Raw genomic sequence first — 21395 nt, forward strand, 5'->3', positions numbered from 1 at the left:
AACTAGTGGCTCGTCAAACTAAAGCTTTTTTATGCCCATCAAACTCGGAATTGTTCCTGTTACTCCCTTTGAGCAAAACTGCTCAATATTGGTTTGCCAAGAAACAGGCGATGCAGCCATTGTGGATCCGGGTGGTGACATCGATAAAATATTAGATGGCGTCAAGCAGATGGGCGGCACAGTTAAAAAGATTTTGTTAACGCATGGCCACCTAGACCATTGTGCGGCCGCTAAAGATTTATCTGATCAGCTGGGTGTGCCGATTGAGGGGCCACAAATAGATGAGCAGTTTTGGTTAGATCAACTCCCGGAACAAACAGTACGCTTTGGATTTGGACATGCAAAGGCATTTGTACCAACGCGTTGGTTAGACGATGGCGATCATGTCCAGGTTGGTAATGTTGATTTAGAGGTGCTGCATTGTCCGGGACATACGCCGGGACATGTAGTGTTCTTTGATAAAGAAGATCGCTTGGCTCTGGTGGGCGATGTGCTTTTTGCGGGCTCGATTGGAAGAACAGATTTTCCACGCGGCAATCACGCCGATCTGATTCATGCAATTAAAACAAAGCTGTGGCCTTTAGGCGATGATGTGCAATTTGTTCCGGGCCACGGACCGATGTCAACCTTCGGTAAAGAGCGCCAGACAAACCCCTATGTTGGGGATTGATCACTACAGAGTTGGTTCAGCCTAATTGAGAAATTAGGTTTTAGCAGAGCCAGTACGATGCGTGCGGTTATACAAACAGCTTGCGCAAATCCAGCGTTGTTTGCGGTTACTTGTAGGAATCCATGTGCCACCTTCCAGACGCTTTTCGCGACTGCAGGAAGAGCAAAATTTCAGGCTCTGAGAGGTATCTTGGGTAGCAGCTGGAGTAGAGGTAGTCATGGGCAATCCGGGTAAGCCAAATCTTGTACAGAAGATCTATTTTACCCGTTTTGTCCTGCTGGGGCTGGGCTTAGGACAACTCTAACGGAATCAGCCGTCTTATTGCCATCAAAATCAAGCCAAGCCTTGTTTTCAAAATCGTAGAGCTTGCATTTACGAGCAGTATCGAAATACCAGGCCCATGAGAACTTTTGTACAAAAATACGCTCTGGAAGGATGGTTTCGAGGGTATTTTGAGCTTCTTTGAGGCGATAGAGGGGGACGCTCATGTCCACGTGATGGGCAGTGTGCTCCATGATGTGGTGCATTAAGGAGCCCCAAATCCAATTAAACGTTAAGTGGACTGTTGTGGAGACAAAGGGCTGGGCGCGCAACCATTCCGATTTTTTGTCATACCAAGACACTGAAGGGTGGGTATGGTGAACGTAAACCACAAATCCAATCATGCCATTCCAAAACAAGAATGGGACAACAAAACCCGTAATTAAGCCAATCCAAACTGACTGACCTGTTGCTAGAGCGCCTGCGATAAGGCAGCCAATCCAAATAATTGCAAAAGCAGTCACCAATAAATTGTCTTTAAGGAAAATGGGACGATCGCCCGGCTTATTTTTGGCATTAGGGAAGTACTCGCGTCTCCACCAGATCTCTATGAGGTAATAAAAAACAGGGCCCCAACCGCTGCGGTAGAGGCGCTCCAAGGCTTTGCGCCAGGATGGCAGTGCATCAAATTCAGACTTTGAGAGCGGCGCCCAAACGAAATCAAAGCCCTTGAGGTTGGTTTGACCGTGATGAACTACGTTGTGACCAACATCCCATAAGCTGTATGGGGTTAGAGACGGAAGAAAGGCAATCCGGCCCAGTACTTTGTTCAGCTCACGATGTGGGGTGTAGCTTTGATGGCAGGCATCATGACCCAAAATAAAGATGCGTCCAGTAACAAACCCTGCAACTATGCCAAAAACAATCTTTAGCAAGACGCTCTCAACAAAAATTGTCCCTGCAATGCAGCCAAGCCATAAAAGAGCATCTATTGCGAGCAATAGGATTGCCTTAACTGTTTCGCCTTGAGCCATTGGAACGAGCCAGCTGCGAATAATTTTTCGGTGCGGCAAAGGCAAGTCAGGAGCCAAAGGATTGGCTACAGAAGGCTCAGATAGGGATGGATTTAGATGATTGGACATGATAAGAATCAATAAGTTAGGAGCAAATGATAGCCTTTTTCATGATTTTTCGCATGATATAGGTCAAAAACCCCCTATTTTTGGTGCGCCCGGCAGGAATCGAACCTGCGACCCTTGGCTTCGGAGGCCAATACTCTATCCACTGAGCTACGGGCGCCAATAGCAAACAATACTTTCACTATTGTAAGTGCCAGGGCCCAGCGCTCTCGTTATAATCACGGCAAAGTAACCCTACAACCCGTCTAACGATAAAAGCCCTATGAGTGAAGAGCACGGAAGTCTAATTAAGTCCCCCAAACAATTGATCATCATGGTCTTTGCCAGCTTTTTTGTGCCATTGATCATTATTTTGTTGTTAATGGTCTTTGTTAATAATGGCAAACGGGTTGATAGCGATGCCTCAGCTGACCAGTTAATTAGACCGGTAGCCCAACTCAACTTTAAAGATGCTAGCACGCCTCGCGAAGTGCAAACCGGAGAGCAGGTTTATAAAACCGTTTGTTCTTCTTGCCACAATAGCGGCGCAGCAGGTGCGCCCAAATTGGGTGATGCCGCAGCATGGTCGGGCCGTCTTGGTAAAGGCTATGACGGCTTGCTAAGCTCTGTAATTAAAGGTAAGGGTGCAATGCCAGCGCGCGGCGGTGCAAGTCCAACGGATGTGAGTGATTATGAGTTGGGACGTGCGGTTGTGTATTTGGTAAATGGCTCGGGAGGCAACTTAGCGGAGCCTAAAGCCCCAGCCGAACCTGCCGCTAAATAAATTGCGATAAGCCCAAATTAAAGCTGGCTATATGCCAGCTTTAATACTTTTTGCTATTCTGTTTTTGCATCGAGGGCAAGCTGATAAGCATCCTTCTTACTAATCCCAAGCATTTGAGAAAGCACCGTAGCTATCTCCTTGCTGCCTAGATGTGGGCTTAAGGCATTTGCCCAGCGCAATAGTGAGGCATGCTCTGGTGTTTCATCGGCGCCCGCTTTACGCCCCGCCACCAAAACAATAAATTCACCCTTGAGACTCTCTGCGTTTTCGAGCCACTTTGGAATTTCTGCAGCTGTGAGCGTCACTAGTTGCTCAAATTTTTTAGTGAGCTCTCTGCCTACTAGTACTTGTCGTTCTGGCTCTAGTTCTTTGCTAATTGTTGATAGAGTTTCACGTATTTGATGTGGCGATTCATAAAAGATGCTCGTTTTTGAATTACTTCGAATATCTTGAATTAGTGCACTGCGCTCTTTGGCTTTGTTTGGCCAAAAACCCAGAAATTGAAATTGCCCTTCCGATTGCAGCATGACTGAGCCGCTAGCGGATATAGCAGCAGAGATAGCACTGGCGCCGGGAATAGGAATAATACGAAATCCGGCTTTATGAACCGCGTTAACCAGTTTTGCTCCAGGATCTGATATGCCTGGCGTACCAGCATCCGAGATATAGGCCCATCGCTCGTTTTGTGCCAGATGATCAATAACTGTTTGCGCACCCGTTACCTCATTGTGCTCATGAAGCGCTAAACATTTTTTATGAATACCAAAATGCTGCAATAAGGGCGCGCTGTGTCTCGTGTCTTCGCAGGCGATACCATCTACACTATTCAAAATATGCAAGGCCCGCAATGTGATGTCTCCCATATTGCCAATCGGGGTGGCAACCATGTATAGGGCCCCGGTCGGGAGATCCTGCTGTTTCAAAAAATCAAAGGAGCCAAGTTCCATGACGATATTATTTTCGAGAAGGGGTGGGAATAAGCAAGAGAATACGTTGCTTTTGTGTGAAGCGATAGCGTATCGAGTTTTCTTGTACTTTGGCGCATAATATCGTGATGGATAAAGATACCCTTGAACGTTTACGCGCTCGCGCATCCCAACATTTTTTAGACAGTATTGCCGTAAAACAAGAAGCAGAAAAAATACTGCCCACCGAGGTTGCTCGCGGCATAGTGGCGATGACAGATTGTTTGCGTGCTGGTGGAAAAGTGATGGCTTGCGGTAACGGTGGATCTGCGGCAGATGCTCAACATTTTGCGGCGGAACTGATCGGACGCTTCGAAAGAGAGAGGCAAGAGTTAGCTGCAATTGCATTGACTACTGATAGCTCTATTTTGACTGCCGTTGGAAATGATTACAGCTACGATGAAGTGTTTAACAAGCAAGTTCGTGGCTTGGGTAAAAAGGGCGATATTTTGCTTGGCATTTCGACATCCGGCAATTCAAAGAATGTCGTCAAGGCGATTGAGTCTGCAAAAAAAATGGGAATCAAAATTATTGCGCTTACAGGAAATGGTGGCGGAAAAATTGCAACCCTTTTGGATGAAAATGACATTCATCTATGTGCGCCCTCCACTCGCACTGCTCGTATCCAAGAAACGCATTTGGTTTTGCTTCATAGTTTGTGCGATGGCGTAGATCATCTGCTCCTCGATTAATGCTTAAGAAAGTTGGCACATGTTTAATACGCTCAAAATCAGATTATTTGCTGCACTCTTAACAATTTCTTTTTTATCTGGGTGTGGAGTCCTCGCGGTGGGAGGTGTTGTAGCTGGCGCAACCATTGCGGCGGATCGTCGTACGCCAGCTGTGCAGGCAATTGATAAGGGGATTGAGCTTGAGGCTGATAATGCTCTGGCAAAACGTTTTGGCGATGATGCGCACATTAATGTGACATCGTTCAATCAAAAAGTATTGTTGACTGGTGAAGTAAAAGACACTGATATTAAGAATCAAGCAGGAGCCTATGTAAAGGCTATGAAGAATGTGCGCTCAGTATTTAATGAGCTCGTTATAGGGCCCAATAGCTCATACACTGCACGCGCTAACGACACTTACCTTGAGTCAAAAATCAAAACCCAAATGATTTTTACTGAAAAGCTTCCCTCAAACTCAATGGCAATTGTTGCTGAAGGCACAAGCATTTATTTGATGGGCATTCTTACTCAAAATGAAGCGGACTTAGCTAAGAAAATTGCAAGTAATACGAATGGCGTGAAAGATGTTTATGCTTATTTCGATATCATTTCAGAAGCAGAAAAAATTCGTTTAGAGAAACAAGGTAAGGCTGATGAATCCCAGCCTAATTCGGCGCCAAATCAATAACGCATTTCCGTCTCAATCGATGAAGAATTTTTTTGAATCGCATCTCAGATTTTTTTTGTCTACCGCCCTACTCTCATTTTGTACGCTGACTTATGCAAGCGGCGATGATGCCAATGCATATGCACTTGCTAAACAAAATGCATGCCTAGGTTGTCACGCCATTAATAAAAAAGTAGTCGGACCGAGCTTCCAAGATGTTGCAAAAAAATATGCCAACAATCCGAATGCCAACTCTTTTCTAAAAAATAAAATACTGAAGGGCGGTTCGGGTTCATGGGGCGTTGTTCCCATGCCGGGCAATAACAAATTATCTGATGCTGATAGCGCTTTGCTTGTGGCTTGGATAATGCGCGGGGCACCCGTAAAAAATTAACGGGTTTTTATTGGCTTGCCCATCATCCATTGCCATGCCTCTGTGGCACGCTTAAATCCACCCTTAAGTGCGTAATCAAAGCCGCCCCATTGTTCATTGGCAGCCTCTTGTGCATACGTACCATGGTTTGCTGGCGGTAGTTTCAAATAAGCATCTGCATCGCCATACGCATATTCAACCAGCATGCCAGCCTTCTTCGCTAAGTGCATCATGGCTTTATTGTTAGCAAGACAATGGACAAATAAGGTTTCAATATGGGTGTTGCGAGCATGAACTGCAGCTCGCGCCAATAAGGCAGTGCCAATTCCTTGCGCACGCCCACTGGGCAATACCGAGACGCCAAACTCGGCGGCTTGCGGCTGAGCGGCGGCTTTAGGTAAATAGGCTAGATGAGCCATTCCTATTAGCTTGAGCTGTGCATCGAAACATCCAAAGATGGTGTCTTTGTCGAAATTTAGACCTTCAACATACTGATGAATAACTTGATCAGGCGTTTGTGTGCCAAAGCGCAGGTGACGATCTTCATCATTTAGGCTTAAAAGATGCTGCAAGATTTCTGGTTTATGGCCGGAGTGCAATTCACGAACAGGAATAGCTAAGCCATTGTTATATGGCTTAGAAAGTAAGTGATTGTTCGCTTGTTTATTGTGCATAGCAGCATATTAGCAGAATTAGCAAAAAATCACAGGGTTTTCCCTTATATTTGGTTTAGATCCTTGGATTCATAAAAAGAAGGATAAAAAAAGCAGTTCAGGAGGGGTTGAATAGACGCATATCTGGAGAAATGCCAATATTTGATAAAAATTTAGAAAATAATTTAAGGGTTTAAACCCTTGTTTTTGATGAAGAAAATTAATTACTAAGAAAAAATTTCACTATTTTTAGGAAAAAGACTACGAAAGGTGTTGACAGACCCAAATAGGTGGGATATAGTCTCACCTCTCTGCTGAATGTTTTTTGAAATACGAAACAAGTCAGCCCTCTTTAAAAATTAGTCAACCGATAATTGTGGGTACTAAGTGAAAGCATCCAGTCCTTCGGGACAGATGTAAATAAATAGTACTCATAGACAGTAAAAAGATTTGGTTTTATTACCAAGTCAATTTCTTGAATGAGTGCGACGATCCGCAAGGATCACAGGAATTGAACTGAAGAGTTTGATCCTGGCTCAGATTGAACGCTGGCGGCATGCCTTACACATGCAAGTCGAACGGCAGCACGGGTGCTTGCACCTGGTGGCGAGTGGCGAACGGGTGAGTAATACATCGGAACGTACCTTATCGTGGGGGATAACGCAGCGAAAGCTGTGCTAATACCGCATACGCCCTGAGGGGGAAAGCGGGGGATCGAAAGACCTCGCGCGATTAGAGCGGCCGATGCCTGATTAGCTTGTTGGTGGGGTAAAAGCCCACCAAGGCGACGATCAGTAGCTGGTCTGAGAGGACGATCAGCCACACTGGGACTGAGACACGGCCCAGACTCCTACGGGAGGCAGCAGTGGGGAATTTTGGACAATGGGGGAAACCCTGATCCAGCAATGCCGCGTGAGTGAAGAAGGCCTTCGGGTTGTAAAGCTCTTTTGTCAGGGAAGAAACACCGGCTCTAACACAGTCCGGGAATGACGGTACCTGAAGAATAAGCACCGGCTAACTACGTGCCAGCAGCCGCGGTAATACGTAGGGTGCGAGCGTTAATCGGAATTACTGGGCGTAAAGCGTGCGCAGGCGGTTATACAAGACAGGCGTGAAATCCCCGGGCTTAACCTGGGAATGGCGCCTGTGACTGTATAGCTAGAGTGTGTCAGAGGGGGGTAGAATTCCACGTGTAGCAGTGAAATGCGTAGATATGTGGAGGAATACCAATGGCGAAGGCAGCCCCCTGGGATAACACTGACGCTCATGCACGAAAGCGTGGGGAGCAAACAGGATTAGATACCCTGGTAGTCCACGCCCTAAACGATGCTGACTAGTTGTTCGGGATTTACATCCTGAGTAACGTAGCTAACGCGTGAAGTCAGCCGCCTGGGGAGTACGGTCGCAAGATTAAAACTCAAAGGAATTGACGGGGACCCGCACAAGCGGTGGATGATGTGGATTAATTCGATGCAACGCGAAAAACCTTACCTACCCTTGACATGTCACTAACGAAGTAGAGATACATTAGGTGCTCGTAAGAGAAAGTGAACACAGGTGCTGCATGGCTGTCGTCAGCTCGTGTCGTGAGATGTTGGGTTAAGTCCCGCAACGAGCGCAACCCTTGTCTTTAGTTGCTACGCAAGAGCACTCTAAAGAGACTGCCGGTGACAAACCGGAGGAAGGTGGGGATGACGTCAAGTCCTCATGGCCCTTATGGGTAGGGCTTCACACGTCATACAATGGTGCATACAGAGGGTTGCCAACCCGCGAGGGGGAGCTAATCTCAGAAAATGCATCGTAGTCCGGATCGTAGTCTGCAACTCGACTACGTGAAGCTGGAATCGCTAGTAATCGCGGATCAGAATGTCGCGGTGAATACGTTCCCGGGTCTTGTACACACCGCCCGTCATACCATGGGAGTGGGTTTTGCCAGAAGCCGTTAGCCTAACCGCAAGGAGGGCGACTGCCACGGCAGGGTTCATGACTGGGGTAAAGTCGTAACAAGGTAGCCGTATCGGAAGGTGCGGCTGGATCACCTCCTTTCTAGAGAAAGATGCTGGAGCTATAGTGCCCACACTTATCGGTTGACAATAAAAGCCACGGGTCTGTAGCTCAGCTGGTTAGAGCACTGTGTTGATAACGCAGGGGTCGTAGGTTCAAGTCCTACCAGACCCACCACCAGCCAGAAACAAGACTTAGTGGGACGTTGGGGGATTAGCTCAGCTGGGAGAGCACCTGCTTTGCAAGCAGGGGGTCGTCGGTTCGATCCCGTCATCCTCCACCATCATCTAAATGTCAAAACTAAGCGAACAATTAATCGTTTAGTTTTGCCATTTATGGCTGTTCTTTAAAAATTTGAGTAAGCAAAGTGTCAAATGTCTCTTTGAGAGGGCATTTGACAATGTAATAAGGGTAAAGATTGAATCATCAATCAGTAATACAAACGAGTTTTACCAAGTTCTTAACAAAGTACTTACAGTTTGGATTACGGCAAACATGTCAGAAGTAGAAGTAAACCTGTAACAGGTGCTAGCAATGGTGCTCGTTATAGGATCAAGTGAATAAGTGCACATGATGGATGCCTTGGCGATTACAGGCGACGAAAGACGTTATAACCTGCGATAAGCCCCGGGGAGCTGGTAAATAAGCTTTGATCCGGGGATTTCTGAATGGGGAAACCCACCACTTTTGTGGTATCCATACCTGAATACATAGGGTATGAGAAGCGAACCTCGTGAACTGAAACATCTAAGTAGCGAGAGGAAAAGACATCAACCGAGATTCCCAGAGTAGTGGCGAGCGAAATGGGAACAGCCTTCTAGTGATAGCTCAGTAATTAACAGAATGGAATGGAAAGTCCAACAATAAAGGGTGATAGTCCCGTATGTGAAAATTATTGGGTGGTACTAGGCTAGAGACAAGTAGGGCGGGACACGTGAAATCCTGTCTGAATATGGGGGGACCATCCTCCAAGGCTAAATACTCGTAATCGACCGATAGTGAACAAGTACCGTGAGGGAAAGGCGAAAAGAACCCCGGGAGGGGAGTGAAATAGATCCTGAAATTGTGTGCATACAAACAGTAGGAGCCTCGTAAGGGGTGACTGCGTACCTTTTGTATAATGGGTCAGCGACTTACATTCAGTAGCAAGCTTAACCGAATAGGGAAGGCGTAGCGAAAGCGAGTCCGAATAGGGCGTTAGTTGCTGGGTGTAGACCCGAAACCAGTTGATCTATCCATGGCCAGGTTGAAGGTGCGGTAACACGTACTGGAGGACCGAACCCACTAACGTTGAAAAGTTAGGGGATGAGCTGTGGATAGGGGTGAAAGGCTAAACAAAACTGGAAATAGCTGGTTCTCTCCGAAAACTATTTAGGTAGTGCCTCGTGTATCACTGTAGGGGGTAGAGCACTGTCATGGTAGTGGGGTCCATTGCGGATTACTGCGCCATAGCAAACTCCGAATACCTACAAGTGCAAGCACGGGAGACAGACATCGGGTGCTAACGTCCGGTGTCAAGAGGGAAACAACCCAGACCGCCAGCTAAGGTCCCTAATATATGCTAAGTGGGAAACGAAGTGGGAAGGCTAAAACAGTCAGGAGGTTGGCTTAGAAGCAGCCATCCTTTAAAGAAAGCGTAATAGCTCACTGATCGAGTCGTCCTGCGCGGAAGATGTAACGGGGCTAAGCATATAACCGAAGCTGCGGATCACAGCAATGTGATGGTAGGAGAGCGTTCTGTAAGCCTGTGAAGGTGTCTTGTAAAGGATGCTGGAGGTATCAGAAGTGCGAATGCTGACATGAGTAGCGATAAAGGGGGTGAAAAGCCCCCTCGCCGTAAGCCCAAGGTTTCCTGTTCAACGTTCATCGGAACAGGGTGAGTCGGCCCCTAAGGCGAGGCAGAGATGCGTAGCTGATGGGAACAAGGTTAATATTCCTTGACCATTGTTAGATGCGATGGGGGGACGGATCGCGGAAAGTTGTCCGGGTGTTGGAAGTCCCGGTTCTTGCGTTGGAGATGGCTATTAGGTAAATCCGGTAGCGTAATTCAAGGGCGTGAGACGAGCGAATTTATTCGCGAAGCAATTGGAAGTGGTTCCAAGAAAAGCCTCTAAGCTTCAGTCTAACAAGACCGTACCGCAAACCGACACAGGTGGGCGAGATGAGTATTCTAAGGCGCTTGAGAGAACTCAGGAGAAGGAACTCGGCAAATTTGCACCGTAACTTCGGGATAAGGTGCGCCCTGGTAGTTTGACCCTGAACAAGGGGAGGACGAAAGGGTTGCAATAAAAAGGTGGCTGCGACTGTTTAATAAAAACACAGCACTCTGCAAACACGAAAGTGGACGTATAGGGTGTGACGCCTGCCCGGTGCTGGAAGATTAAATGATGGGGTGCAAGCTCTTGATTGAAGTCCCAGTAAACGGCGGCCGTAACTATAACGGTCCTAAGGTAGCGAAATTCCTTGTCGGGTAAGTTCCGACCTGCACGAATGGCGTAACGATGGCCACACTGTCTCCTCCTGAGACTCAGCGAAGTTGAAATGTTTGTGATGATGCAATCTACCCGTGGCTAGACGGAAAGACCCCATGAACCTTTACTGTAGCTTTGCATTGGACTTTGAACCGGTCTGTGTAGGATAGGTGGGAGGCGTTGAAAGCGGGATGCTAGTTCCGCTGGAGCCAACCTTGAAATACCACCCTGGTTTGTTTGAGGTTCTAACCTTGGCCCGTTATCCGGGTCGGGAACAGTGCATGGTAGGCAGTTTGACTGGGGCGGTCTCCTCCCAAAGTGTAACGGAGGAGTACGAAGGTACGCTTGGTACGGTCGGACATCGTACCTAAAGTGCAATGGCAAAAGCGTGCTTAACTGCGAGACCGACAAGTCGAGCAGGTGCGAAAGCAGGTCATAGTGATCCGGTGGTTCTGTATGGAAGGGCCATCGCTCAACGGATAAAAGGTACTCTGGGGATAACAGGCTGATACCGCCCAAGAGTTCATATCGACGGCGGTGTTTGGCACCTCGATGTCGGCTCATCTCATCCTGGGGCTGTAGCCGGTCCCAAGGGTATGGCTGTTCGCCATTTAAAGAGGTACGTGAGCTGGGTTTAAAACGTCGTGAGACAGTTTGGTCCCTATCTGCCATGGGCGTTGGAGATTTGACGGGGGCTGCTCCTAGTACGAGAGGACCGGAGTGGACGTACCGCTGGTGTACCTGTTGTTTCGCCAGAAGCATCGCAGGGTAGCTATGTACGGAAGAGATAACCGCTGAAAGCATCTAAGCGGGAAACTTGCCTGAAGATGAGATCTCCCGTAGGTTTAACCTACATAAAGGGTCGTTGAAGACCACAACGTTGATAGGTCGGGTGTGGAAGTGCAGTAATGCATTAAGCTAACCGATACTAATTGCCCGTTAGGCTTGATCCTATAACCAGCACTATTGTGTTGGATGTTTGCCAGATTTAATCTGCATCCTTATTACATGCTTACTCAAATAGAGTTGTTGATTTATCAGCAACTCGACCCTCTACGCCCGGTGACCATAGCAAGTTGGAACCACTCCTTCCCATCCCGAACAGGACAGTGAAACGACTTTACGCCGATGATAGTGCGGATTACCCGTGTGAAAGTAGGTAACTGCCGGGCACCAATGCGACGCCCAGACCCCATTAGGTCTGGGCGTTTTTATTTGTGCAAAGCGTTTAAGAGATTGACAATAACTCCATTTGGAGTCAGAATATTGGGTTCGCGGAGGGGTGTCCGAGCGGCTAAAGGAGGCAGACTGTAAATCTGTTGGCTACGCCTACGTAGGTTCGAATCCTACCCCCTCCACCAGATGTGCGGGATTAGTTTAATGGTAAAACAGCAGATTTCCAATCTTCGGTCAAGAGTTCGATTCTCTTATCCCGCTCCAGTATTAACAGTATTTGTATTTGCCCATGTGGCTCAGTGGTAGAGCACTCCCTTGGTAAGGGAGAGGTCGGCAGTTCGATCCTGCCCATGGGCACCATGGCTTAAGCAGTAAATAATTTAATTTCGTGTGTTGGTTTAAGAGTTAACTAAAGGCAGACAAAAAAATGGCAAAAGAAAAGTTTGAGCGGACAAAACCGCACGTAAACGTAGGCACAATCGGTCACGTTGACCACGGTAAAACTACCTTGACAGCAGCGATCGCTACAGTGCTTTCCAAAGCATTTGGTGGCGAAGCAAAAGCATACGATCAGATCGATGCTGCTCCAGAAGAAAAAGCACGCGGTATTACGATTAATACAGCACACGTTGAGTATGAGACAGCCAATCGTCACTACGCACACGTGGATTGCCCAGGACATGCTGACTACGTTAAGAACATGATTACTGGTGCTGCTCAGATGGACGGCGCAATTTTAGTTTGCTCTGCAGCTGACGGCCCAATGCCACAAACTCGTGAGCACATCCTCTTGGCACGCCAAGTGGGCGTTCCTTACATCGTCGTGTTCCTCAACAAGTGCGACATGGTTGATGACGCTGAATTGTTAGAGCTCGTAGAAATGGAAGTTCGTGAGCTTTTGTCTAAGTACGACTTCCCTGGCGATGACACACCAATCGTTCAAGGTTCTGCTAAGTTAGCTTTAGAAGGCGACGAAGGCCCATTGGGTAAAGAAGCCATCATGAAGTTGGCTGAAGCACTCGATACTTATATCCCAACTCCAGAGCGTGCTGTTGACGGCGCGTTCTTGATGCCAGTAGAAGATGTGTTCTCTATCTCCGGTCGCGGTACTGTAGTGACTGGTCGTATCGAGCGCGGTATTGTTAAAGTCGGTGAAGAGATTGAAATCGTTGGTATCAAGCCAACCCTCAAAACCACTTGTACTGGTGTTGAAATGTTCCGCAAATTGCTCGACCAAGGTCAAGCAGGCGATAACGTTGGTATCTTGTTACGCGGTACAAAACGTGAAGAAGTTGAGCGCGGCCAAGTATTGGCTAAGCCAGGTTCAATCACCCCACATACTCACTTTACAGCCGAGGTTTACATCTTGGGTAAAGATGAAGGTGGTCGTCATACACCATTCTTTAACAACTATCGTCCCCAGTTCTACTTCCGTACAACGGACGTAACAGGTTCAATCGAGTTGCCAAAAGACAAAGAAATGGTGATGCCTGGTGATAACGTCACAATTACCGTCAAACTCATCGCTCCAATCGCGATGGAAGAAGGTTTACGTTTTGCAATCCGTGAAGGTGGCCGTACTGTTGGTGCCGGTGTGGTTGCAAAGATTTTGGCTTAAGTAGTTTTTATAAAGGGGTGTAGCTCAATTGGCAGAGCGTTGGTCTCCAAAACCAAAGGTTGGGGGTTCGATGCCCTCCGCCCCTGCCACGATTTGAACTGAAAGCAATATGTCTCAACAAACAGCAAGTCAATCTGAAGAAAAAAGCAGCTGGGTATCCATACTCGCTGCTTTAATTGTCGTTGCAGCGTTAGTGCTTTACTACACGCTTGCTGACCAATCCATGTTGGTCAGATTGGCAGTTTTGTTTGGTGGCATCGCTGCTGCAGTTTTGATTGTGGCCATTTCGCCAGACGGGCGTCGATTTATCGCCTATGCAAAAGATTCTTGGTATGAAGTAAAAAAGGTTGTTTGGCCAACTCGTAAAGAGACCACCCAAATGACTCTAGTCGTATTTGGCTTTGTCGTGATCATGTCTTTGTTTTTATGGTTTGCAGACAAATTAATTGAATGGCTAGTTTTTTCAGTCTTTTTAGGCTGGAAGTGAGTAAGAAAAATGACTGATTCTGAATTGGCCTCAAACCCTCAAGCAGTTGGCAATATGCGCTGGTATGTTATTCACGCTTATTCCGGCATGGAAAAAAGTGTCAAACGTGGCTTAGAAGAGCGTATCGCTCGTTCTGGCATGGCTGACAAGTTTGGCCGCATTTTGGTTCCCTCCGAAGAGGTTGTGGAAATCAAATCCGGCACCAAATCTGTTTCTGAGCGCCGTTTTTTCCCTGGTTATGTATTAATTGAGATGGAAATGACCGATGAAAGCTGGCATTTGGTGAAAAACACGCCAAAAGTGACTGGTTTCGTTGGTGGTGTAAGAAACCGCCCAAGCCCGATTTCTACGGCTGAAGTGACCAAAATCATGGATCAAATGCAAGCTGGGGTTGATAAACCTAAGCCTAAGACCCTGTTTGAGGTGGGTGAGATGGTTCGCGTTAAAGAAGGTCCGTTTACAGACTTCAACGGAAATGTTGAGGAAGTGAACTACGAGAAATCAAGATTGCGCGTTTCTGTTACAATTTTTGGCCGCGGTACCCCAGTTGAGCTGGAGTTCGGCCAAGTAGAAAAGATGTAAAAACAAGGACTTAGTCCAGTTTTGTAGTACTGCAGTACAAGTGGTTAGCAATAACCGAGGAGCGGAGCTAGAAAGCCAAAAACTAGCAAAGCGTTTACTCAACAGCGGTCTTTCCTAATGAGGTCAGGCGCGCTTTTAGGAGCAATACATGGCAAAGAAGATTATTGGCTTTATTAAGCTGCAGATCCCTGCAGGTAAAGCAAATCCATCACCACCCGTAGGCCCAGCATTGGGTCAACGCGGCCTCAATATTATGGAATTCTGTAAGGCGTTTAATGCTCAAACTCAGAGCATGGAACCTGGCCTGCCAATTCCAGTCGTGATCACAGCGTTTGCTGATAAGAGCTTCACTTTCATCATGAAGACTCCTCCAGCGACCATCATGATTAAGAAGGCTGCGAAGATCGAAAAAGGATCACCACGTCCCCATACCGATAAGGTAGGAAAAATTACACGTGCTCAAGCGGAAGAAATCGCTAAAGCAAAAATGCCAGATTTAACAGCTGCTGATATGGATGCTGCTGTAAGAACAATCGCTGGTAGCGCCCGTTCCATGGGCATCACAGTGGAAGGCCTCTAATCATGACTAAGTTATCTAAGCGTTTAAAAGCAATCGAATCAAAAGTAGATCGCAATAAGTTTTATGCATTAGAAGATGCATTGAACCTGGTTAAAGAATGTGCAACTGCGAAGTTCGATGAGTCTATCGACGTTGCAGTTCAGTTGGGTATTGATGCCAAGAAATCTGACCAAGTTGTGCGTGGCGCAGTAGTGCTCCCAGCTGGTACTGGTAAGCATGTGCGTGTTGCGGTATTTGCGCAAGGCGAAAAAGCTGAACAAGCTAAAGCAGCTGGTGCAGAAATCGTTGGCATGGAAGATTTGGCTGATCAAATCAAGAGCGGCAAGATCGACTTTGATGTATTGATCGCATCCCCAGACACTATGAAAATTGTTGGTACTTTAGGTCAAGTATTGGGCCCACGTGGCTTGATGCCAAATCCAAAAGTAGGAACTGTTACTCCTGACGTTGCAACTGCAGTGAAGAATGCAAAAGCAGGTCAAGTGCAATTCCGTGTGGACAAAGCCGGTATCGTGCACGCAAGTATTGGCCGTCGTTCATTCGAGCCGGCTGCATTGAAATCAAACTTGCTCGCATTGCTTGAGGCTTTGAACAAAGCGAAGCCACCTGCATCGAAGGGTGTTTATTTAAAGAAGGTTGCCGTAAGCAGCACGATGGGTGCAGGCGTACGTGTAGACCAAGCATCGATACAGGCTGCTCAGTAATTAGCCTGTAGCAAAAAGAACTTTGGGTCGACTCTTGCTCTTTGGGTGAGAGTCGAACATCAAAGACCGTTGGCGGATTGGTTTGCTTAGTTAGAAATTAATTCTTAATCGTTACGAGAGTGATGGCCAGCGCAGATGGCGACCCTGAAAAGATTTCACAAGAACTCTTGTGACAAATGATCAGACGCTGGTGTGTAACCCCAACTGGGAACAGTTGGTTTTTTAGGAGTTAAACCGTGCCTTTGAATGTACAAGACAAAAAAGCGATTGTTGCTGATGTCGGCGCTCAATTGGCTGGAGCTCAAACAGTCGTGCTCGCTGAATACCGTGGTATTCCAGTAGAGCAGTTGACAAAGCTACGTGCTAGCGCACGTGACCAAGGTGTATATCTTCGCGTTTTGAAGAACACATTGGCACGCCGTGCTGCACAAGGCACACAGTTTGAGCCTCTTGCTGATTCGATGGTTGGCCCCTTGATTTACGGCATCTCTGCTGATCCGATTGCTTCGGCAAAAGTATTGCAGAACTTTGCTAAGACTCAAGATCTGCTAGTCATTAAAGCTGGCTTATATAACGGCAAGTTGTTAGACGTTGCAGGCGTAAAAGCCCTCGCAACAATTCCTAGCCGCGACGAGTTGTTATCTCAGTTGCTGGGTGTGATGTTGGCACCAGTTTCTGCAATGGCTCGCGTATTGGGCGCAGTAGCAGCACAAAAGGCAGCTGGAGCACCCGCTCCCGCAGCAGCACCAGTAGCAGAAGCAGCAGCCCCAGCAGCAGTCGCTGAAGCCGCCGCTCCAGAAGCAAATGCTGAGCCTGCAGCCGCAGCCCCAGAAGCTGGAACAGAAACACCGGAAACCCCTGCCGCTGAATAAGCGACAGATTAACTATTTAAGTATTAGGAGCTAAAAATGGCGATTACTAAAGAAGAAATCATTGATGCAGTAGGTAGCATGTCCGTTATGGATTTGAACGACTTGGTTAAGGCGTTCGAAGAGAAGTTTGGCGTTTCAGCTGCAGCGATGGCTGTTGCTGGTCCTGCTGGTGGCGGTGCAGCTGCTGCTGGTGAAGAGCAAACTGAATTCACCGTAAACCTCCTCGAGGCTGGTGCAAATAAAGTTTCAGTAATTAAGGCTGTTCGCGAAATCACTGGCCTTGGCTTGAAAGAAGCTAAAGACTTAGTTGATGGCGCACCAAAGCCAATCAAAGAAGCTGTTGATAAGAAGACAGCTGAAGAAGCTAAGAAGAAGCTTGAAGAAGCTGGCGCTAAAGCAGAACTCAAGTAATACAAACTTAGTTAGTGCCCCTCAAAAAGGGGTGCTAGCCCTGTTGGGTTTGACCATTAGTGGTCAAACCCGATTTCATTTCTGATTGAAATCGGGTTTGCCTTCTGATACGACTGCAGAATGCAAGTTTGGTCGGACACTAAATCTTTCGATTTAGTGTTGTCCGCCAGTGATTGGTAGTGGCCAATCGCCAAATCTTTGTACAGTCGCTGAATTCGGAGATGAAATGAACTACAGCTTCACCGAACGCAAGCGAGTCCGTAAAAGCTTTGCTAAGCGAGTTAACAACCACCAGGTTCCGTACCTGATCGCAACGCAGCTGGAATCCTACGCTAAATTTTTACAGGCTGATAAGCCGGCAATGTCTCGTCTTACAGAGGGACTTCAGGCTGCTTTTACATCAGCATTCCCAATTGTGTCCAACAATGGTTACGCACGTATGGAATACGTGTCATATCAGCTGTCACAGCCACCGTTTGACGTAAAAGAATGTCAACAACGTGGCTACACATACCACTCAGCCTTACGTGCAAAAGTTCGCTTGATTATTTATGATCGCGAAGCACCTACTAAGGTTAAAGAGGTAAAAGAGAGCGAAGTCTACATGGGTGAAATTCCACTCATGACAGAAAATGGTTCCTTTGTAATAAACGGAACTGAGCGTGTGATCGTTTCTCAGTTACACCGTTCCCCAGGCGTGTTCTTTGAGCACGATAAGGGCAAGACCCATAGCTCAGGTAAGTTGCTGTTCTCAGCGCGCATTATTCCTTACCGTGGTTCATGGCTTGATTTCGAGTTTGATCCAAAAGATATTCTCTATTTCCGCGTTGACCGTCGTCGTAAGATGCCTGTCACCATTTTGCTCAAAGCAATTGGTTTAAACAACGAACAGATCCTTGCTAACTTCTTTAACTTTGACCATTTTGCATTGAGCGCCAACGGCGCATCTATGGAATTTGTTCCAGAGCGTTTGCGTGGTCAGTTGGCTAGCTTTGATGTGCTTGATAAGAATGGCGTTGTTGTCATTCAAAAAGACAAGCGTATTAATGCGAAACATATTCGTGAGCTCGAAGCCGCTAAGACAAAGAACATCGTTGTTCCAGATGATTACTTAGTTGGTCGTGTAGTGGCACGCAACATCATCGATCCAGACTCCGGTGAAATCTTGGCATATGCTAATGATGAAATCACTGAAGAGTTATTGGCTACATTGCGCGATGCAGGCATCAAGCAATTGGAAACCATCTACACCAATGATTTGGATTCTGGTGCGTATATTTCTCAGACATTGCGTACTGATGAAACTGCAGATCAAATGGCTGCTCGTATTGCCATCTATCGCATGATGCGTCCTGGTGAGCCCCCAACAGAAGATGCTGTTGAAGCCTTGTTCCAGCGTTTGTTCTACAACGAAGATAGTTACGATTTATCACGCGTTGGCCGTATGAAAGTTAACAGCCGTCTCGGTCGTTCAGAGATGGAAGGCAAAATGGTTTTGTCGGATGAAGATATCCTCGACACCATTAAGTCTTTGGTTGACTTGCGTAACGGCAAAGGCGAAGTTGATGACATCGATCACTTAGGCAATCGTCGCGTACGTTGCGTAGGTGAGTTGGCTGAGAATCAATTCCGCGCAGGTTTATCACGTGTTGAGCGTGCGGTTAAAGAACGTCTGGGCCAAGCCGAAACAGAAAACCTCATGCCGCATGATTTGATTAACAGCAAGCCAATCTCTTCAGCAATTCGTGAGTTCTTTGGTTCTTCACAGTTGTCCCAGTTTATGGACCAAACAAACCCATTGTCAGAGATCACGCACAAGCGTCGTATTTCTGCATTGGGACCTGGCGGTTTGACACGCGAGCGCGCAGGTTTCGAAGTGCGCGACGTGCATCCTACTCACTATGGACGTGTTTGCCCAATTGAAACTCCAGAAGGACCAAACATTGGTCTCATCAACTCACTCGCGTTGTTTGCGCGTTTGAATGAGCATGGTTTCTTAGAGACTCCATACCGTAAAGTTTCCAATAGCAAAGTAAGCGACGAAGTGGTTTACCTCTCTGCGATTGAAGAAGCGAAATACGTGATTGCTCAGGCAAACGCAACGATCGACAAGAGCGGTAAGTTAGCTGATGAATTGGTTTCAGCGCGTCAAGCTGGTGAGACCATGATGGTTAGCCCAGAGCGCATCGATTTCATCGACGTTGCTCCGAGCCAGATCGTTTCTGCTGCTGCTTCATTGGTTCCATTCTTAGAGCATGATGATGCGAACCGTGCGTTGATGGGTGCGAATATGCAACGTCAAGCGGTTCCTTGCTTGCGTCCAGATAAGCCATTGGTTGGCACCGGTTTAGAGCGCATTGTTGCGGTTGACTCAGGTACAGTGATTTTGGCTTCTCGCGGCGGTATCGTTGACTACGTTGACGCAAACCGTGTAGTTATTCGTGTAAACGATGACGAGACAGCGGCTGGTGAAGTTGGTGTGGATATTTATAACCTCATTAAGTACACCCGCTCTAACCAAAATACCAACATCAACCAACGTCCAATCGTTCAGGCTGGTGATCGTGTAGAGCGTGGCGACGTAGTTGCTGATGGCGCATCTACTGATTTGGGTGAATTGGCTTTGGGTCAAAACATGACTGTGGCATTTATGCCATGGAACGGTTACAACTTCGAAGATTCAATCTTGATCTCTGAGAAAGTGGTTGCTGATGACCGTTACACCTCTATTCATATTGAAGAGTTGTCGGTTGTTGCTCGTGACACTAAGCTTGGTTCAGAAGAAATTACACGCGATATCTCCAACTTGGCTGAGTCACAACTCTCCCGTTTGGACGAGAGTGGTATTGTTTACATTGGTGCTGAAGTCGAAGCTGGTGACGTATTGGTTGGTAAGGTAACCCCAAAGGGCGAGACTACTCTCACTCCAGAAGAGAAGTTACTGCGTGCGATCTTCGGTGAAAAAGCATCTGATGTTAAAGATACTTCTTTGCGTGTTCCATCTGGAATGATCGGTACGGTTATTGATGTTCAAGTCTTCACCCGTGAAGGTATTGAGCGCGATGCACGTGCACAGTCAATTATTCAAGAAGAATTACAACGCTATCGTTTGGACTTAAACGACCAGTTGCGTATTGTTGAAGGTGACGCCTTCATGCGCTTAGAAAAACTGTTGATTGGCAAAGTTGCTAACGGCGGTCCACAGAAGTTGGCTAAGGGCACTAAGATCGACAAGGAATACCTTGCCAGTTTAGATAAATACCATTGGTTTGATGTTCGCCCGGCAGATGATGAAGTTGCCTCACAAGTTGAAGCAATTAAATCTTCTATCGAAGCGAAACGTAAGCAGTTTGATGAGGCTTTCGAAGAGAAGCGCACCAAGCTTACTCAGGGCGATGATTTACAGCCTGGTGTAACGAAGATGGTTAAGGTGTACTTGGCAGTTAAGCGTCGCTTGCAGCCTGGTGACAAGATGGCCGGTCGTCACGGTAACAAAGGTGTGGTTTCTAAAATTGCCCCTGCAGAAGATATGCCATTTATGGCTGACGGACGCCCTGTTGATATCGTCTTGAACCCATTGGGTGTTCCTTCTCGTATGAACGTTGGTCAGATCTTGGAAACTCACTTAGGTTGGGCTGCTCAAGGTATTGGTAAGCGTATCGATGAGATGGTTCGCGAGCAAGCTAAACAAGCTGAGTTACGTAAGTTCCTCAAGCAGCTTTACAACGAAACAGGCCGCATTGAAGACATCGACAACTTCACTGACGAGCAAATCACAGTATTGGCTGAGAATCTCCGCCAAGGCTTGCCATTTGCAACTCCAGTGTTTGACGGTGCTACAGAAGCAGAAATCGGACGCATGCTCGAGTTGGCTTATCCAGCAGAAGTAGCTACTTCTTTGAAGATGACGCCTTCACGTCAGCAAATGATTTTGTGCGACGGCCGCACTGGCGATCAGTTTGAACGTCCAGTCACTGTTGGCGTAATGCACGTCTTGAAACTCCACCACTTGGTCGATGACAAGATGCATGCTCGTTCAACTGGACCTTACTCTTTGGTAACGCAACAGCCACTGGGCGGTAAAGCTCAGTTTGGTGGTCAGCGCTTTGGTGAGATGGAAGTCTGGGCCCTCGAAGCATACGGTGCTTCATATGTCTTGCAGGAAATGCTGACAGTGAAGTCCGATGACGTCGCAGGCCGTACCAAGGTTTACGAAAACATCGTCAAGGGCGAGCACACGATTGATGCTGGCATGCCCGAATCCTTCAACGTGCTGGTAAAAGAAATCCGTTCGTTGGGTATTGACATTGACATGGAGCGCAACTGAT

Annotated in this window: 16 protein-coding genes, 7 tRNA genes, 3 rRNA genes and 1 pseudogene; 22 read left to right on the top strand and 5 right to left on the bottom strand. The window is 47.2% G+C overall.

The genetic code is table 11. The features are described from left to right. Nucleotides 1–31 precede the first annotated feature (31 nt). The gene (locus tag FD974_RS00110) at nt 32–670 is read left to right on the top strand and encodes an MBL fold metallo-hydrolase (RefSeq protein ID WP_371817115.1); all 639 of its coding nucleotides are present in this window, start codon (nt 32–34) and stop codon (nt 668–670) included. 33 nt (nt 671–703) lie between these two features. On the opposite strand, the gene FD974_RS00115 is transcribed toward FD974_RS00110, so the two are convergent. The 3 genes from FD974_RS00115 to FD974_RS00125 form a co-directional block, all read right to left on the bottom strand. Beyond that, complete coding sequence (locus FD974_RS00115; protein WP_129560400.1) at nt 704–889, bottom strand: hypothetical protein; 186 nt, start codon at nt 887–889, stop codon at nt 704–706. 41 nt (nt 890–930) lie between these two features. Further along, entirely contained in the window at nt 931–2073 is a 1143-nt protein-coding gene (locus tag FD974_RS00120; protein ID WP_251374604.1) for a fatty acid desaturase, read from the bottom strand. 81 nt (nt 2074–2154) lie between these two features. Continuing rightward, nucleotides 2155–2230, bottom strand: a tRNA-Arg gene (locus tag FD974_RS00125). A gap of 102 nt (nt 2231–2332) precedes the next feature. Between FD974_RS00125 and FD974_RS00130 the strand changes: the two genes are divergently transcribed. After that, nucleotides 2333–2833 (top strand): cytochrome c5 family protein, encoded by a 501-nt coding sequence (locus tag FD974_RS00130; protein WP_215364719.1) that lies wholly within the window; start codon nt 2333–2335, stop codon nt 2831–2833. A 53-nt stretch (nt 2834–2886) separates the two neighbouring features. Here FD974_RS00130 and rsmI read toward each other — a convergent pair whose 3' ends face one another. After that, entirely contained in the window at nt 2887–3780 is an 894-nt protein-coding gene (rsmI, locus tag FD974_RS00135) for a 16S rRNA (cytidine(1402)-2'-O)-methyltransferase (RefSeq protein WP_215364722.1), read from the bottom strand. Between the two features lie 107 nt (nt 3781–3887). Here rsmI and FD974_RS00140 point away from each other — a divergent pair, with 107 nt between their 5' ends. Genes FD974_RS00140 through FD974_RS00150 form a run of 3 tightly spaced genes read left to right on the top strand, consistent with a single transcriptional unit; the run spans nt 3888 to nt 5530 of the window. Beyond that, the gene (locus FD974_RS00140; RefSeq protein ID WP_215364727.1) at nt 3888–4490 is read left to right on the top strand and encodes a phosphoheptose isomerase; all 603 of its coding nucleotides are present in this window, start codon (nt 3888–3890) and stop codon (nt 4488–4490) included. A gap of 19 nt (nt 4491–4509) precedes the next feature. Then, complete coding sequence (locus tag FD974_RS00145) at nt 4510–5157, top strand: BON domain-containing protein (protein WP_215364731.1); 648 nt, start codon at nt 4510–4512, stop codon at nt 5155–5157. Between the two features lie 55 nt (nt 5158–5212). Further along, entirely contained in the window at nt 5213–5530 is a 318-nt protein-coding gene (locus tag FD974_RS00150) for a c-type cytochrome (protein WP_251374605.1), read from the top strand. On the opposite strand, the gene FD974_RS00155 is transcribed toward FD974_RS00150, so the two are convergent. Next, nucleotides 5527–6183, bottom strand: a complete 657-nt coding sequence (locus tag FD974_RS00155; RefSeq protein WP_215364735.1) for a GNAT family N-acetyltransferase — start codon at nt 6181–6183, stop codon at nt 5527–5529. The two genes, FD974_RS00150 and FD974_RS00155, sit on opposite strands and share 4 nt — an antisense overlap. A 492-nt stretch (nt 6184–6675) precedes the next feature. Between FD974_RS00155 and FD974_RS00160 the strand changes: the two genes are divergently transcribed. The 17 genes and pseudogenes from FD974_RS00160 to rpoB all read left to right on the top strand — a co-directional run bounded on the left by FD974_RS00160 (nt 6676) and on the right by rpoB (nt 21394). Beyond that, nucleotides 6676–8208: ribosomal RNA gene (locus tag FD974_RS00160) — 16S ribosomal RNA — on the top strand. Between the two features lie 58 nt (nt 8209–8266). Continuing rightward, nucleotides 8267–8343: transfer RNA gene (locus FD974_RS00165), tRNA-Ile, on the top strand. 30 nt (nt 8344–8373) lie between these two features. Beyond that, a tRNA-Ala gene (locus tag FD974_RS00170) sits at nt 8374–8449 on the top strand. Between the two features lie 267 nt (nt 8450–8716). Then, nucleotides 8717–11590 (top strand): 23S ribosomal RNA (locus tag FD974_RS00175). A 105-nt stretch (nt 11591–11695) separates the two neighbouring features. After that, nucleotides 11696–11809, top strand: a 5S ribosomal RNA gene (rrf, locus tag FD974_RS00180). The 16S, 23S and 5S rRNA genes sit together here with 5 tRNA genes alongside, the layout of an rRNA operon. 104 nt (nt 11810–11913) lie before the next feature. Continuing rightward, nucleotides 11914–11998, top strand: a tRNA-Tyr gene (locus FD974_RS00185). 5 nt (nt 11999–12003) lie between these two features. Continuing rightward, nucleotides 12004–12077, top strand: a tRNA-Gly gene (locus FD974_RS00190). Between the two features lie 21 nt (nt 12078–12098). Further along, nucleotides 12099–12173: transfer RNA gene (locus FD974_RS00195), tRNA-Thr, on the top strand. 67 nt (nt 12174–12240) lie between these two features. Further along, a complete protein-coding gene (gene tuf / locus FD974_RS00200) occupies nt 12241–13431 on the top strand; it encodes an elongation factor Tu (protein ID WP_076024535.1) in 1191 nt (396 codons plus the stop codon). A 13-nt stretch (nt 13432–13444) separates the two neighbouring features. Next, nucleotides 13445–13520, top strand: a tRNA-Trp gene (locus tag FD974_RS00205). Between the two features lie 20 nt (nt 13521–13540). After that, a complete protein-coding gene (secE, locus tag FD974_RS00210; protein ID WP_215364738.1) occupies nt 13541–13918 on the top strand; it encodes a preprotein translocase subunit SecE in 378 nt (125 codons plus the stop codon). Nucleotides 13919–13927: 9 nt separating this feature from the next. Then, nucleotides 13928–14500 (top strand): transcription termination/antitermination protein NusG, encoded by a 573-nt coding sequence (nusG, locus tag FD974_RS00215; RefSeq protein WP_215364741.1) that lies wholly within the window; start codon nt 13928–13930, stop codon nt 14498–14500. Nucleotides 14501–14648: 148 nt separating this feature from the next. Then, nucleotides 14649–15080 carry a 50S ribosomal protein L11 gene (gene rplK, locus FD974_RS00220; protein WP_011901890.1) on the top strand — a complete coding sequence of 144 codons (432 nt, stop codon included), beginning with the start codon at nt 14649–14651 and terminating at the stop codon, nt 15078–15080. 2 nt (nt 15081–15082) lie between these two features. Further along, nucleotides 15083–15784, top strand: a complete 702-nt coding sequence (gene rplA / locus FD974_RS00225) for a 50S ribosomal protein L1 (protein ID WP_215364744.1) — start codon at nt 15083–15085, stop codon at nt 15782–15784. 236 nt (nt 15785–16020) lie between these two features. Next, a pseudogene (gene rplJ / locus FD974_RS00230) lies at nt 16021–16539 on the top strand (50S ribosomal protein L10); the annotation flags it as partial. A 153-nt stretch (nt 16540–16692) separates the two neighbouring features. After that, a complete protein-coding gene (rplL, locus tag FD974_RS00235; protein ID WP_114654227.1) occupies nt 16693–17067 on the top strand; it encodes a 50S ribosomal protein L7/L12 in 375 nt (124 codons plus the stop codon). 226 nt (nt 17068–17293) lie between these two features. Beyond that, the gene (gene rpoB, locus FD974_RS00240; RefSeq protein WP_215364750.1) at nt 17294–21394 is read left to right on the top strand and encodes a DNA-directed RNA polymerase subunit beta; all 4101 of its coding nucleotides are present in this window, start codon (nt 17294–17296) and stop codon (nt 21392–21394) included. The last annotated feature ends 1 nt before the right edge of the window (nt 21395 follow it).

The organism is Polynucleobacter sp. es-EL-1 (genome assembly GCF_018687975.1).
Classification (GTDB): domain Bacteria; phylum Pseudomonadota; class Gammaproteobacteria; order Burkholderiales; family Burkholderiaceae; genus Polynucleobacter.

Excerpts from the sequence above, each read along its gene's own strand:
- FD974_RS00110 (WP_371817115.1), top strand. The coding sequence starts at position 32 with ATGCCCATCAAACTCGGAATTGTTCCTGTTACTCCCTTTGAGCAAAAC.
- FD974_RS00115 (WP_129560400.1), bottom strand. The coding sequence starts at position 889 with ATGACTACCTCTACTCCAGCTGCTACCCAAGATACCTCTCAGAGCCTG.
- FD974_RS00120 (WP_251374604.1), bottom strand. The coding sequence starts at position 2,073 with ATGTCCAATCATCTAAATCCATCCCTATCTGAGCCTTCTGTAGCCAAT.
- FD974_RS00130 (WP_215364719.1), top strand. The coding sequence starts at position 2,333 with ATGAGTGAAGAGCACGGAAGTCTAATTAAGTCCCCCAAACAATTGATC.
- rsmI (WP_215364722.1), bottom strand. The coding sequence starts at position 3,780 with ATGGAACTTGGCTCCTTTGATTTTTTGAAACAGCAGGATCTCCCGACC.
- FD974_RS00140 (WP_215364727.1), top strand. The coding sequence starts at position 3,888 with ATGGATAAAGATACCCTTGAACGTTTACGCGCTCGCGCATCCCAACAT.
- FD974_RS00145 (WP_215364731.1), top strand. The coding sequence starts at position 4,510 with ATGTTTAATACGCTCAAAATCAGATTATTTGCTGCACTCTTAACAATT.
- FD974_RS00155 (WP_215364735.1), bottom strand. The coding sequence starts at position 6,183 with ATGCACAATAAACAAGCGAACAATCACTTACTTTCTAAGCCATATAAC.
- tuf (WP_076024535.1), top strand. The coding sequence starts at position 12,241 with ATGGCAAAAGAAAAGTTTGAGCGGACAAAACCGCACGTAAACGTAGGC.
- secE (WP_215364738.1), top strand. The coding sequence starts at position 13,541 with ATGTCTCAACAAACAGCAAGTCAATCTGAAGAAAAAAGCAGCTGGGTA.
- nusG (WP_215364741.1), top strand. The coding sequence starts at position 13,928 with ATGACTGATTCTGAATTGGCCTCAAACCCTCAAGCAGTTGGCAATATG.
- rplK (WP_011901890.1), top strand. The coding sequence starts at position 14,649 with ATGGCAAAGAAGATTATTGGCTTTATTAAGCTGCAGATCCCTGCAGGT.
- rplA (WP_215364744.1), top strand. The coding sequence starts at position 15,083 with ATGACTAAGTTATCTAAGCGTTTAAAAGCAATCGAATCAAAAGTAGAT.
- rplL (WP_114654227.1), top strand. The coding sequence starts at position 16,693 with ATGGCGATTACTAAAGAAGAAATCATTGATGCAGTAGGTAGCATGTCC.
- rpoB (WP_215364750.1), top strand. The coding sequence starts at position 17,294 with ATGAACTACAGCTTCACCGAACGCAAGCGAGTCCGTAAAAGCTTTGCT.